General features: G+C 74.1%; 11 protein-coding genes. 6 read left to right on the forward strand and 5 right to left on the reverse strand.

Annotated features, from left to right (window positions below):
* Positions 1–6: 6 nt before the first annotated feature.
* Positions 7–1,344 carry a hypothetical protein gene (locus tag M1D56_RS11145; RefSeq protein WP_324014287.1) on the forward strand — a complete coding sequence of 446 codons (1,338 nt, stop codon included), beginning with the start codon at positions 7–9 and terminating at the stop codon, positions 1,342–1,344.
* Between the two features lie 64 nt (positions 1,345–1,408).
* Here M1D56_RS11145 and hpf read toward each other — a convergent pair whose 3' ends face one another.
* The 5 genes from hpf to mtrA form a co-directional block, all read right to left on the reverse strand.
* A complete protein-coding gene (gene hpf, locus M1D56_RS11150; protein ID WP_271172810.1) occupies positions 1,409–2,074 on the reverse strand; it encodes a ribosome hibernation-promoting factor, HPF/YfiA family in 666 nt (221 codons plus the stop codon).
* Between the two features lie 110 nt (positions 2,075–2,184).
* Positions 2,185–2,856: a ComF family protein gene (locus M1D56_RS11155; protein WP_456283617.1), complete on the reverse strand. Its 672-nt coding sequence runs from the start codon at positions 2,854–2,856 to the stop codon at positions 2,185–2,187.
* A gap of 97 nt (positions 2,857–2,953) precedes the next feature.
* Positions 2,954–4,657 carry an LpqB family beta-propeller domain-containing protein gene (locus tag M1D56_RS11160; protein ID WP_282978658.1) on the reverse strand — a complete coding sequence of 568 codons (1,704 nt, stop codon included), beginning with the start codon at positions 4,655–4,657 and terminating at the stop codon, positions 2,954–2,956.
* Positions 4,654–6,315 (reverse strand): MtrAB system histidine kinase MtrB, encoded by a 1,662-nt coding sequence (gene mtrB / locus M1D56_RS11165; RefSeq protein ID WP_421074349.1) that lies wholly within the window; start codon positions 6,313–6,315, stop codon positions 4,654–4,656. The genes M1D56_RS11160 and mtrB overlap by 4 nt, the downstream gene beginning before the upstream one ends.
* A gap of 5 nt (positions 6,316–6,320) precedes the next feature.
* On the reverse strand, positions 6,321–7,001 hold the full coding sequence (gene mtrA / locus M1D56_RS11170) for an MtrAB system response regulator MtrA (protein ID WP_271172814.1): 681 nt from the start codon (positions 6,999–7,001) through the stop codon (positions 6,321–6,323).
* A 179-nt stretch (positions 7,002–7,180) separates the two neighbouring features.
* Between mtrA and M1D56_RS11175 the strand changes: the two genes are divergently transcribed.
* Genes M1D56_RS11175 through M1D56_RS11195 form a run of 5 tightly spaced genes read left to right on the forward strand, consistent with a single transcriptional unit; the run spans position 7,181 to position 12,773 of the window.
* Positions 7,181–8,638: a glycerophosphoryl diester phosphodiesterase membrane domain-containing protein gene (locus M1D56_RS11175; RefSeq protein WP_456283618.1), complete on the forward strand. Its 1,458-nt coding sequence runs from the start codon at positions 7,181–7,183 to the stop codon at positions 8,636–8,638.
* Positions 8,635–9,312: a DUF4129 domain-containing protein gene (locus M1D56_RS11180; protein WP_421074347.1), complete on the forward strand. Its 678-nt coding sequence runs from the start codon at positions 8,635–8,637 to the stop codon at positions 9,310–9,312. Before M1D56_RS11175 ends, M1D56_RS11180 begins: the two co-directional genes overlap by 4 nt.
* Positions 9,309–10,487, forward strand: a complete 1,179-nt coding sequence (locus M1D56_RS11185) for a DUF4350 domain-containing protein (RefSeq protein WP_456283619.1) — start codon at positions 9,309–9,311, stop codon at positions 10,485–10,487. The genes M1D56_RS11180 and M1D56_RS11185 overlap by 4 nt, the downstream gene beginning before the upstream one ends.
* Positions 10,488–10,528: 41 nt before the next feature.
* On the forward strand, positions 10,529–11,452 hold the full coding sequence (locus M1D56_RS11190) for an AAA family ATPase (RefSeq protein ID WP_271172865.1): 924 nt from the start codon (positions 10,529–10,531) through the stop codon (positions 11,450–11,452).
* A gap of 16 nt (positions 11,453–11,468) precedes the next feature.
* The gene (locus tag M1D56_RS11195; protein WP_456283620.1) at positions 11,469–12,773 is read left to right on the forward strand and encodes a DUF58 domain-containing protein; all 1,305 of its coding nucleotides are present in this window, start codon (positions 11,469–11,471) and stop codon (positions 12,771–12,773) included.
* The last annotated feature ends 6 nt before the right edge of the window (positions 12,774–12,779 follow it).

Genomic DNA, 12,779 nt, shown 5'->3' on the forward strand with positions numbered 1-12,779 from the left:
GAGAGCATGGCAGGTTTGTGGGGTCGACGCCGACGGGAAGAGCGCGAGCAGCAGGAGTCGGCCGACGCCGACCTCGCACGGCGCGCCCGCACCGCGCTGGTGACAGCGGACGAGCGGATCCGGGCGACCGGAGACGAGCTGGTCTTCGCCGTCGCCGAGCTCGGCGAAGGACCGACCGAGGATCTGCGCACCGGCCTGGCCGCGGTCAAGGAGCACATGGCCGAGGCCTTCCACCTGCACCAGCTCAACCACGACGAGATCCCCGACACCCCGGAGGAGCTGCGCACGCGCAACGCGCGCATCATCCAGCTCTGCGACTGGGCCGAGGACGTCCTCGACGAGCGCACGGCGGCGCTGCAGGCGCGCATCGCGCTCGTCCGGCAGGCCCCGCAGATCCTGCAGCAGGTCCGCGCCGACGTCGAGCGCCTCCGCGAGCGGCTCCCGCAGGCGCGCACGACCGTCGAGCGCCTCGCGCGTCACTACAGCCCCGAGGCCCTGCAGCGCGTGCGGGTGAACGCCGACGAGGCGGAGCAGCTGCTGGACTTCGCCCTGCACTCGGCCGACGTGTCGGAGCGCCGCCGCGAGGCGCGGCGCGGTGAGGAGGCAAACCTCGCCCTCGAGACCGCCACCGAGGCCGTCCGCCGTGCCACGAGCATCCTCGACGGTGTCGACGACTTCGAGATCGAGGCGATGCGCGCGCAGTCGACCCTGGCCGACGTCGTCGCCGACTCCCGCGGCGATATCGTCGCGGCGCGGCAGGCTCCGCAGACGCCCGAGGTGACCAGGGCGGTCGCCGACCTCGAGGCGGCGCTCGCCGCCCTGCCGGGCCCCGGCACGCCCTCCGACCCGTTCTCCGACCTCGCCTCGCTGTCCGACGCGAACGCCGCGCTCGACGCCGCCGTCGCGAAGGCGCGCGAGCGCGCGGCGCGCCCCGTGCCGTCCATCGCGCACGTGCGCCACGACATCGACGCCGCCGACCGCGCCATCGCCGTCGCGGGAAGCCTCATCAACGGCCACCGCGGCTGGATCGGCGCGGACGCCCGCACGCGCTACGCCGAGGCGCAGCGCGTGCGGATCGACATCGATCCCCTCGTCGCCGACGAGGACACGCGCGAGCAGGCGCAGCAGCTCGCCCGCCGGGCGGCGCAGCTGGCGCACGAGGCGCTCCAGCTCGCGCAGCGCGACATCGACTCGTCGCGCCCCGATGACGACGACTGGGGCTCGTGGGGCGGCGGCCGACGCGGGCCGCGCGGCGGGGGCTTCGGCGGCGGAGGCGGCGGCCTCCTCGGGCCGGTGCTCGGCGGCGTGCTGCTCGGCGGCCTCATCGGCGACGTCTTCGACTGATCCCGCGCACACAGGCGGATGGCCCGGATCCTGCGATCCGGGCCATCCGCCTGTCACGAGGTCGTCACGACGCGAGCACGTCCTCCACGGGAGGGGCCTGCGTCGTCAGCGCGATGACACCGTAGTCCCAGCCGCGGCGCCGGTAGACGACGCTCGGGTGGTCGGTGCGCGCGTTGATGAAGAGGAAGAAGTCGTGGCCGACGAGCTCCATGCGGTCGACGGCCTCCTCGACGGTCATCCACTCGGGCTCGAAGGTCTTGCTCCGGATCACGACGGGCGTGTAGGCCTCGTCCTCCTCGGTCTGCTCGACGACCGGCACGGTGCCGGTCGCGACGGCCTGGAGCGTCTCGACGGTCGCCGGCTGCACGTCGAGCCCCTCGAGCGCCCCCTTCTCCTTCGCGAAGCGCGCGGCGCGCGGGTGCAGACGCCCGCTGACCTTCTTGTCCTTCGCACGGCGGATCTGCTCGCTGAGCTTCTCGATCGCCATGTCGAGCGCCGTGAACTTGTCGGCGTCGTGCGCCTCCGCCCGGATGACCGGGCCGTTCCAGAAGATCGTGAGCTCGACCGACTCCTCCTCGAGACGGCCCCCGCGATGCGCGTGGTGCGTGACCTTCACTTCGAGACGCTGGGCACGCGGGGCGAGCGACGCTATCCGCTCGCTCTTCTCCTCGACCACGGTGCGGAATCGCTCTGAGACGCTGACCCCCACGCCGACGATGTTCGTGTCCATCTCTGCCTCCCTATCCGGTCCGACCGGTGTGAGCGGCGGACCTGCGGTCGCCTTGGTGTCCCCCACCGTATCCCCGGCGCGGACGGGTGTCACGAACTATCTCGAAACGATCACGCGTGTCGTGTTCGCGGCGGGAGAACGCGCGGCGTCGCCGCGAGCGTGGCCGCGCCGAGCACGAGAGCACCGGCCTCGGCGAGCGCGCGACGGGCCTCGCGGAGCGTCGCCCCGGTGGTCACGACGTCGTCGACGATGACGACCGCGTGCCCCTCGACACGGCGGCGCACGGCGAGCGCTGCCGCGACGTTGCGCCCGCGCTCGGCCACGTCGAGCGCACGCTGGTCGTCGATGCGGCGGGCCCAGCGCAGCGCGCGCAGCGGGGCGACCCCCGCGTGGTGCAGCAGCAGCTCGACCGGGCGGTAGCCGCGCCGTCGCGACGAGGCGGCCGACGGCGGGATGGGCACGGCGTCGACGAGGCGCCCGCTCGCGACGGCGCAGCTCACGAGCGCCGCCCGCAGCGCCGGCGCGAGGACGCGGGCGAGGTCGGTGCGCCCGCGCTGCTTGAATGCGCGCAGGGACGACGCCGCGGCACCCTGATAGGCCAGCCCGCTGATCACCTCGAAGTCGTCGTCGAGGGTGCGGCGCACGACACACGGCCCGAGCGCCGCGCGGCAGCGGTCGCACACGGCGGCGCCGGGTGCCCCGCATCCCGCGCAGTCGACGGGCAGGAGCAGGGCGCCGGCCTCGCGCAGGGCGACGCGCAGGCGATCGGTCATCGTCGTCATGAGGCCACCCTGCGCATGCCGCGGCCTCCGCAGGGACTCCGCCGTCGGCACACGGCGCGGCACGCCGACGCCGCGCGCCTGTGCACGCGGCGTCGGCTCAGCCGGGCAGGCCGAGCTGCGTCGCGAGCACCTCGACGCCCTTCGCCGACTCGGTGGGATTGCGGCCGCGCATGACGAGCAGGCTCCCCTCCGAGGTCAGGAGGCGCACAGGCGAGTCCTGGTTGCCCGCCCCCACTGCGACGACGTTGAGCGGCGCGGTCGCGGTCGTCCCCGGCGCCCCGATGGGCTGCTGGATGAGCTGCGCGCTGTCGGTGCCGCCGGCCGCGATGCCGACCGTGCTGTCGTCGATCCAGGCGAGGTCGATGCCCGGCATGCGCAGCTGCGCGATCCGCGTCGGCGCGCCCACCGAGAGCGGCGCGCCGTCGAAGTCGCGCTCGATCGCCGACACGATCACCCACTGCTCGTCGCCGATCGCGACGATCGCCGCGATCCGCGCGCCGTCGCGCGAGACGTCGATCGCCGTCACGCGGGAGACGTCGGTCCATCCGCCGGTCATCGGGGTCGGCTCGAGGTCGGCGCTCCAGGCCGTGAGCGAGCGCGGATCGCCCGGCCGCACCGTCCAGATCCATCCGTGCGGGTCGAGCGCGGGCGCGATCGCCTTGCCGCCCGCGTCGATCTCCGACGGATGGTCGTCAGCCGTGACGCGCATGACGCGCCCGTCCGCGAGGCCCACGGCCGCGATCTGCTGGTCGGCCGACATCGCCACGGACGCGATGTCCTCGGGGAAGTCCGAGAGGACCTCCGACATCCCGTCGACGGCGACGACCTCGCCGCCGGACAGGTAGCCGAACCCGTCGTCCGTGAGCACGAGCGCGCGCGAGTCGATCCGCGTCGACGCGACCGGCGCCGCCGGCACGTCGACCTCCTGGCCCTCGACCGTGAGCGCGACCTCGCGCACGTCGGTCGACGCCAGGCTCTGCTCGAGCTGCGCGCGCATGCGGCTGAGCGTCTCGTCGTCCGCTCCCGCGGCGTCGGTGAGCTCGACGTGGGCGACGCGATCGGCGTCGACCTCGATCGTCCCGCTCGCGAGCTGGACGTCGTCGGCGAAGGCGGTCTCGACCCCGGGAGCGAGCCAGTCGCTCGGCGCGCCCTCCACGAGCTTCTGCACGATGCGCGTGGGCGCGTGCTGGAGCGTGAGGAACCACCGCCGGTCGGGCACGATGTGCCGCCACGTCGCATCGAAGTAGGCCAGGTCGTGCGCGGCGTACAGCTCGCGGAAGAAGAGGCGGTCGAGCACGATGCCGTCGGGGGCCGACACGATCCGCCACTCCCCCTCGGCGTCGCGCGCGAGCTCGAACGACAGCGAGGTCGTGCCGTCGGCGATGAGGCGGTATCGCCCGTCGGAGTCGACCACGGCCTCGCCGTGCACCTCGGCCGAGACGCTCGCGGCGTCCTCCGATGCCGAGACCTCGCTCACCTCGCGGTCGTCGGTCGTATCGATCGTGACGCTCGCGACGGGGTTCCATGTGTCGGCGAGATCGTCGGAGAGGTACTCGCGCGCGGTCGCCCAGCTCTGCTCGGGCGAGATCGACGCGCGCAGGAAGCCGTCGACGATCTCCTGCGGCGAATCGCCGGGGCGCGGCGACTCGGCGTCGTAGCTGCCGCCCGTGACGTCCTCGACGACGTCGCCCGGGGCGTTGCCGACCGAGACCGGGCCGCTCATCGGCAGGCCCGAGCACGCGGCGAGCGCGAGAGCGGGAACGAGGACGAGCGCGGCGAGCACGCGGCGGAGGCGGGTCATGCGGGGTCCTCCTCGTCATCGGTGCGGATGGGCTGGGTCAGCCCGAGCTCGTCGGTCACGCTCTCGGTGGGCTCGACGGGGATCGGCGAGCGCTCGACCGGCTGCCCCGGCACACGCGGGACGGTGAGCACGAAATGCGACCCGCGCCCCGGCTCCGACCACAGCTCGAGGGCGCCGCCGTGGAGCTTCGCGTCGCCGAGCGCGATCGCGAGGCCGAGGCCCGTGCCCCCGAGCGTGCGCTTGCGCGACGGATCCGCGCGCCAGAACCGGTCGAAGACGCGCGCAGCCTGCTCGGGCGACATGCCGAGGCCGTAGTCGCGCACGCCGATCGCGACCGCCCGGGCGTCGCTGTCGATCGTGATGACGATCGGCCGTCCCTCGCCGTGCTCGATGGCGTTGCCGATGAGGTTGCGGAGCACGCGGCGGACGCGCCGCGGGTCGACGTCGACCGGCGAGTACCCGCCGGGCGCCACGATGCGCAGCTCGCTGCCGTGCTGCGCCGCCACCTGCCGCATGGAGGCGGCCACGTCCTCGGCGAGCTGCGCGAGGTTCGTCGACTCCAGCTCGAGCTGCACCGAGCCGGCGTCGTAGCGGCTGATCTCGAGCAGATCCGTGAGCAGCTGCTCGAAGCGCGCCACCTGATCGTGCAGCAGCTCGGCCGCGCGCGCCGTCGCCTCGTCGAACTCGGCGCGACGGTCGTTGATCATCTCGGACGCGAGCCGGATGGTCGTGAGCGGCGTGCGCAGCTCGTGCGAGACATCCGACACGAACCGCTGCTGCACCTGCGAGAGCTCGGCGAGCTCGGTGATCTGCGCCTCGATGCTGTCGGCCATGGCGTTGAACGAGCGGCCGAGAGCCGCGAGCTCGTCCTTGCCGCGGACGGGGAGCCGCACGTCGAAGTAGCCGGCGGCGAAGCGCGCGCTCGTCTGACTCGCCTCGATGAGCGGCTGGGCGACTGTGCGCAGCACGAACCACGAGATCGCCGCGACGAGCACGACGAGCACCATGCCCGTGACCCACAGGGTGCCCTGCACGAAGCGGAGCGTGCGGTCTGCCTCCTGCAGGCTGTACGCGAGGTACACCTCGTACGCGCCCGCGTTCTGCACCTGGAGCTGCTGGCCGACGACGATGCCGGGCACCGGCTCCTCGTCGTCGTCGAGCTGCAGGGCGACGGACTGCCACCACTGGTTCTCGTCGGAGGCGCGCACGCGCTCGCGGAGCCCCTCGCTGAGGATGGCCTCCTCGCCGTCGGCGAGGAGGAAGGCGAAGTCGGGCGGCGCGATCGCCGACGGCGCGTCGTCGATGCGGAAGTAGGCGAAGTACGGCGTGCCGCCCTGGCTCGTGAACGCGGTGCGGGCGTCGAAGAGCACCTGCTGGAGGGCCGCGCCGTCCGCGGCGACCTCGGCCGTGTCGATGACGTCCTGCGCGGCGAGCACCGCGCGCTGCGCCTGATCGAGCACCTCGTCCCTGCTCGTGGAGAAGAGGTTGTTGTGGATGGCCAGGGCCGTCCACACGCACGTCACGGCGATCGCGAGCGCCGTCGCCGCCACCGTCATGAAGGTCGTGCGGAAGCGGAGCGAGCTCGTCCACTGCGCCCGGATGGCCGGCACCCAGGTCGACGGGCGCCGGAGCGTGATGCGCGCGGGCCCCTGCGACATGCGCGCTAGATCGCCGCGCCGGCGCGATAGCCGACGCCGCGCACCGTCATGACGATCTTCGGGTTGTCCGGATCGATCTCGATCTTCGCGCGCAGGCGCTGCACGTGGACGTTCACCAGGCGCGTGTCGGCCTTGTAGTGGTATCCCCAGACCTGCTCGAGGAGGGCCTCGCGCGAGAAGACCTGCTGCGGCTTCGAGGCGAGAGCGACGAGCAGCTCGAACTCGAGGGGCGTGAGCGAGATCGGGGTCTGCCCGCGACGCACCTCGTGCGCCGCGACGTCGATCGTGAGGTCGCCCGCGCGCAGGACGTCGCCCGACGACTCGGGGGCCGGTCGCAGGCGCGTGCGGATGCGCGCCACGAGCTCCTTCGGGTTGAAGGGCTTGACGATGTAGTCGTCGGCGCCCGCCTCCAGGCCCGCGACGACATCGGCGGTGTCGGAGCGGGCGGTCAGCATGATGATCGGGACGCCCGACTCCCCCCGGATCTCGGAGCAGATCTCGATGCCGTCCTTGCCGGGGAGCATGAGATCGAGCAGCACGAGGTCGGGGCGCTCCTGCCGCCAGCTGTCGACGGCGAGCGCTCCGTCCGCGCAGAAGGCCGTGTCGAAGCCCTCCGTGCGCAGGACGATGCCGATCATCTCGGCGAGGGCCGTGTCGTCGTCGACGACGAGGATGCGGGCGCTCATGAGGCTGGTCCTTTGCTCCGGTTGCGCGCCGACGCGCGTCGTTCGCGCGGGCGAGGCGTCCTCGACAGCCTAGACGAACGGTCGCGCCGAGCGGCGGCGACACGGGGCCCTGCGCGTGTGACACGATGAGAGCGGGGGCGGCAGCCGTCCGCTCGCAGGCAGGTCGAGGGAGGATCGACGTGACCGCAGAACCGTCGTGGACGCCGGCGCCGCGGGGCGGGCTCATCCCGCTCCAGCCGCTCGGGTTCGGCACGATCCTCGGCAGGTCCTTCTCCGCGCTGCGCGGCAACCCCCGCGTGCTCCTGGGCTTCGCGATGGTCGTGCAGCTGGCCGCGTCGATCGTCGGGGTCGTCGTGATCGGCTGGGTCACGTACGCGGCGATGTCGCGCCTCGACACCGTGAACGAGTTCTCCGACGACTTCGGGCTCATCGCGGCCGGCTCGACGCTCATCGCGGTTCTCACGACGATCGGCGTCGCGCTCGTGATGAGCGTCCTCGGCATCATCGTCCAGGCGGTCGTCGTGGGCGAGGTCGCCCACGCAGCGCTCGGCGAGCGCGCGACGCTCGGCGCGATCTGGCGCCGGGTGCGCCCGGTCGTGTGGCGTCTCATCGGGTACTACGCCCTCGTCACGATCGCCGTCTCCGTCGCCGTCGGCGTCCTCATCGCGGTCGGGTTCGCGCTCGGCTCGGTCGAGATCTGGATGGCCGTGGTCTACGGTGTGCTCGCCGCGCTGGCGGCCATCGTGCTGTACGCGTGGCTCGGCACGAAGCTCTTCGTCGTGCCGAGCGCGATCATCCTCGAGCACGCGACGGTGATCGGCGGCATCCGCCGCTCGTGGCAGCTCACGCGCGGCCGGTTCTGGCCCACGTTCGGCATCATCGTGCTCATCGGCCTGATCATGAACACCGCCTCGTACGTCGTGGGCATGCCGTTCACCTTCCTCGGCTCCGCGATGTCGAGCATCTTCGCCCCGACGGGGTCTCCCGACGCGGCCGCCGGGATCGGCTTCGTGCTCGCGATCGCCGCGAGCCAGATCGTGACGCTCGTCATCTCGTCGGTGACGGTGGTCGTGCAGGCGACGTCGTCGGCGCTCGTCTACATCGACGCGCGCATGCGCCGCGAGGGCATCGACCTGCGGATGCAGTCCTACGTCGAGCGCCGAGACAGCGGCCGCACCGACCTCGACGACCCCTACGCCTTCGACCCCGACGCGGTCGCGCCGGTGCGGGCGTCCTGGCCCGCATACGCGGGCCCCGCGTACGGCTCTCCCGCCGCGCCCTACGGCGCGCAGCCGCCGTACGGGCAGCCGGCACCGCAGTACGGGCAGTACGCACCCCAATACGGACAGCCGGCACCCCAGTACGGTCAGCCGACACCCCAGTACGGTCAGCCGGCACCGCAGTACGGCCAGTACGCACACCAGTACGGTCAGCCGGCGCCGCAGTACGGTCAGCCGGCCCCGCAATACGGGCAGTACGCGCCGACTTCCGGACAGCCGGCGCCGTCGGAGCGCACTCCCGACGCGTCCGGCGCCCCGGCATCGGCCGAGCGCCCGACCGCCCCGCCGTACGCGCGTCCCGTCGACACCGGCTCGGCGCCCGACGCGGGGCGGACGGACGCCGCGGACGGCTCGTGACGGGCGCGCAGCTCGCGACCGGCGCGCTCCGGCTCGTCCTCGCGACCCTGCCGGACGGCGACGAGGCCCGCGACTGGGCCGAGGACGAGCTCGGCGACCCGGTCTACGACGCCGCCCAGCCGACTCTCCTCGACCGCATCGCCGGGGCGATCGCCGACTTCTTCGCGCGGCTCTTCGACACCGAGCTCGGCGCCGAATGGAACCCGCTCCTCGCGATCGTCGTCACCGGCGTCATCGCGATCGTCGTCGTGTGCGCCTTCCTCATCTGGGGTCGCCCCCGCTCCGCGCATCGCGCGCCGTCGCGCTCGGCGCTGCTGTTCGGCGAGGACGAGCACCGCACGGCGGCGGAGCTCCGCGCCTCAGCGGCTCGCCGAGCCGAAGCGGGCGACTGGACCGGCGCCGTGGTCGACCGGTTCCGCGCGCTCGCACGGTCGCTCGAGGAACGCGACCTCCTCGATGCTCCCCCCGGCACGACGGCCCAGCGCTTCACCGTGCTCGCGAAGGCGCCGTTCCCCGCTCACGCGGACGCGCTGTCGCGGGCCGCCGCAGCGTTCGACGACGTGCGCTACCTGCGCCGCGAGGGCACCGCCGAGATGTACGCCGCCGTCGCGCAGCTCGACGACGCGATCTCGGCCGCGCGCCCCGCGCGCCTGCGCGAGGGGGTCCTCGGATGACCGAGCTCCGGGAGGGCGCGCCGGAAGCCGCACCCGCGCGCCGCGGCCGGCGCGCCCTCGGCTGGATCGCCCTCGTCGCCGGGTTCGTCGTGTTCGGCCTCGTGCTCGTGCTCGTCGCGGGTCGCGAATGGTCGCAGCGGCCGGCGCTCGACGCGGAGTCCGCGGGCCCGGACGGCGCGCTCGCCGTCACCCGGCTGCTCGAGGAGCGCCTGGACGTCGACGTCGTCATCGTGTCGAGCCTCGACGAGGCGCTCGACGCGGTCGACGACGGAACAGGGCTCGCGCTCGGCTCGACGGCCCCGCTCGCCGATGACGACGTCGAGCGGCTCGTGGCGCAGGCGGGCGACACCGTGCTCCTCGCGCCGACCTCGCGCGATCTCCGCATCCTGTTCGCCTCCTCCGGCTTCCAGGCCTTCGGCGACGGCACGCCCGCCGCGCCGTCCTGCGGGCTCGAGGTCGCCGTGAACGCAGGCGATGTCGTGCCCGGAGAGGCGTACGACCGCGGCGGCGCCGACGTCGCCTGCTACCCGGTCGCCGACAGCGGGTTCGCCCTCCTGCAGCAGGAGGGCGACGGCCGTACGGTGTCCGCGGTCGACGGCGCGTCCCTGCTCGTCAACGAGCACCTCGACCGCGAGGGGAACGCGGCGCTCGCGCTCGGGCTCCTCGCGGCGCGCGACGAGCTCGTCTGGTACCTGCCCCGCATCGCCGACGCCGCGAGCACGGCCCCCGCGACGCTCGGCGAGCTCACGCCGGCGTGGGTCACCCCCGCGATCGTCGCCGCCGCACTCGCCGCTCTCGCGGCCGGCATCTGGCGGGGCCGGCGCTTCGGCCCGCTCGTCGCGGAGGATCTGCCGGTCACGGTGCGCGCGAATGAGACCCTCGAGGGGCGCGCGCGGCTCTACGCGCGCGCATCCGACGCCGCGCACGCCGCCCGGCTGCTGCGCGCGGGGGCATCCGCCCGGATGGCCGTGCGACTCGGCCTGCCTCGCACCGCGCCGCCCGCCGAGGTCGCCGACGCCGCGGCCATCCGCCTGCGCGCACGCGCCGACGCCGTGCGCGGCATCCTGCTCGCCGAGCCCCACGACGACGCATCGCTCGTGGCCTTCGGCGAGCGCCTCCACGACCTCGAGACGGCCGTCGACGCGGCCGTCCGCACCGAAAGGACACCATCGTGACCGAGACCCCGAACGGCGATCCCGCGGCGCTCCGCGAGGCGATGGGGCGCGTGCGCCAGGAGATCGGCAAGGCCGTCGTCGGCCAGGACGGCGCCGTGAGCGGCCTGCTCATCGCGCTGCTCGCCCGCGGCCACGTGCTGCTCGAGGGCGTGCCCGGCGTCGCGAAGACGCTCCTCGTGCGCACCTTCAGCCGGGCGCTGGGCCTCGACACCAAGCGCGTCCAGTTCACGCCCGACCTCATGCCGGGCGACGTGTCCGGCTCGCTCATCTACGACGCCCGCTCGGGCGAGTTCGAGTTCCGCGAGGGCCCGGTGTTCACGCACATCCTCCTCGCCGACGAGATCAACCGCACACCTCCGAAGACCCAGGCCGCCCTGCTCGAGGCGATGGAGGAGCGGCAGGTCTCGACCGACGGCGTCACGCGCCCGCTGCCGGCTCCGTTCCTCGTGGCGGCGACCCAGAACCCGATCGAGCACGAGGGCACGTACACGCTGCCGGAAGCGCAGCTCGACCGCTTCCTCATGAAGCTCGTCGTCGAGGTGCCCGCGCGCGATGCCGAGGTCGCCGTGCTCCGCCGCCACGCCGACGGGTTCTCGCCGCGCGCGCTCGACGGGGTCGAGGCGGTCGTGACGGCGTCCGACATCGCGTCCGCTCAGCGGGCGGTCGAGGCGGTGACGGTCACCGACGACGTGCTCGCCTACATCGTCGACCTCGCGCGCGCGACCCGGCAGAGCCCCTCCGTGCAGCTGGGCGCGAGCCCGCGCGCGGCGACCGCGCTGCTGGCGGCGGCCAAGGCATGGGCCTGGCTCGGCGGCTACCCTGCGATCACGCCCGATCACGTGCAGGCGATGATCGTGCCCGTGTGGCGACACCGCATCCGCCTCCGAGCCGACGCCGAGATCGAGGGCGTCTCGGTCGAGGCCGTGCTGACCTCGGTGCTGCAGCAGACGCCGGTCCCGCTCTGAGCGCGCGGAGGTCGCCATGTACCTGACCGGCCGCTTCGCCGTGCTCGTGGGCTGCGGGATCGTGCCCGTCGTCCTCCTGGGCGGCTCGGCGCCATGGGCTGTGCTCGCGATGTGGCTCGTCGTGTGCGCGGCGGTGCTCGTCGCCGACGTCGCCGCCGCGGCCGACCCGCGCGCCCTCCGCGTGCTGCGCGAGGCCCCGGCCCGCGTCCGGCTGGGCGAGCCGGCATCTGTCCTCGTCCGCCTCGTGAACACGGGCCAGCGCCGCCTGCGCGGGCGCGCGAGGGACGCGTGGCAGCCGACCGCGGGGGCTCCCGCCGAGCGCCTGGCGATCGACGTGCCGCCCGGCGAGTCCCGGGCCTACCGCGTCCCGCTCCTCCCCCGGCGGCGCGGCGAGCTGCGCTCCGCGTTCGTCGCCGTGCGCAGCGCGGGCCCGCTGGGCATGGCGGGGCGCCAGGCCGTGATCGCGGCTCGGGGAGCCATCCGCGTCCTGCCGCCCTTCCACAGCCGCCGCCACCTCGCGAGCCGCGTCGCGCGGCTGCGCGAGCTCGACGGCAACACGAGCATCCAGGTCCGCGGTCAGGGCACCGAGTTCGACTCGCTCCGCGAGTACGTGCGCGGGGACGACGTGCGCTCGATCGACTGGCGGGCCACAGCCCGCGCGTCGACGACCATGCTCCGCACGTGGCGACCCGAGCGCGACCGCCACGTCGTCATCGTGATCGACACGGGCCGGACGTCCGCTGCGCGCGTCGGAGACAGCACGCGTCTCGAGGCCGCGTTCGAGGCCGCGCTCCTCCTGTCGGCGCTCGCGCAGCGCGCGGGCGACCACGTGCATCTCGTCGCGTTCGACAGGGTCGTGCGCGCGCGCGTCACGGGCGTCGAGGGGCCGGCGCTCCTGCCCGCACTCGTCGACGCCCTCGCTCCCGTGGACGCCCAGCTCATCGACACCGACTGGGATGCCGCGCTCGCGCAGGCGCGCCGGCTCGCCCCGCACCCGTCGCTGCTCGTGCTGCTCACGGCCCAGGAGTCCGTCGACGCCTCGCGCGCGTTCCTCGGCGTCCTCCCGTCGGCGGCGCGTCGCGGCACGGTCGTGCTCGTCGGCGCCGCCACCGACACGACCCTCGAGAGCGCGGCGCGCGAGCGGGGGTCGGCCGACGCCGTGTACCGCGCAGCCGCCGCCGAGGCCGGGCTCTCGGCCGCGCGGCGCGTGGCGCGGGCGATCGAGCGGGCCGGCGCCGACGCCATCTCGGCGTCGCCGGACGACCTCCCGCCGCTCGTCGCCGACCGGTACCTCGCGCTCAAGCGGGCCGGGCGCCTGTAGGGACAT

This window comes from Microbacterium sp. JZ101 (assembly GCF_053903175.1).

Bases quoted from the DNA above. Each gene is read 5' to 3' on its own strand.
- M1D56_RS11145 (WP_324014287.1), top strand. From the start codon at position 7: ATGGCAGGTTTGTGGGGTCGACGCCGACGGGAAGAGCGCGAGCAGCAG.
- hpf (WP_271172810.1), bottom strand. From the start codon at position 2,074: ATGGACACGAACATCGTCGGCGTGGGGGTCAGCGTCTCAGAGCGATTC.
- M1D56_RS11155 (WP_456283617.1), bottom strand. From the start codon at position 2,856: ATGACGACGATGACCGATCGCCTGCGCGTCGCCCTGCGCGAGGCCGGC.
- M1D56_RS11160 (WP_282978658.1), bottom strand. From the start codon at position 4,657: ATGACCCGCCTCCGCCGCGTGCTCGCCGCGCTCGTCCTCGTTCCCGCT.
- mtrB (WP_421074349.1), bottom strand. From the start codon at position 6,315: ATGTCGCAGGGGCCCGCGCGCATCACGCTCCGGCGCCCGTCGACCTGG.
- mtrA (WP_271172814.1), bottom strand. From the start codon at position 7,001: ATGAGCGCCCGCATCCTCGTCGTCGACGACGACACGGCCCTCGCCGAG.
- M1D56_RS11185 (WP_456283619.1), top strand. From the start codon at position 9,309: ATGACCGAGCTCCGGGAGGGCGCGCCGGAAGCCGCACCCGCGCGCCGC.
- M1D56_RS11190 (WP_271172865.1), top strand. From the start codon at position 10,529: ATGGGGCGCGTGCGCCAGGAGATCGGCAAGGCCGTCGTCGGCCAGGAC.
- M1D56_RS11195 (WP_456283620.1), top strand. From the start codon at position 11,469: ATGTACCTGACCGGCCGCTTCGCCGTGCTCGTGGGCTGCGGGATCGTG.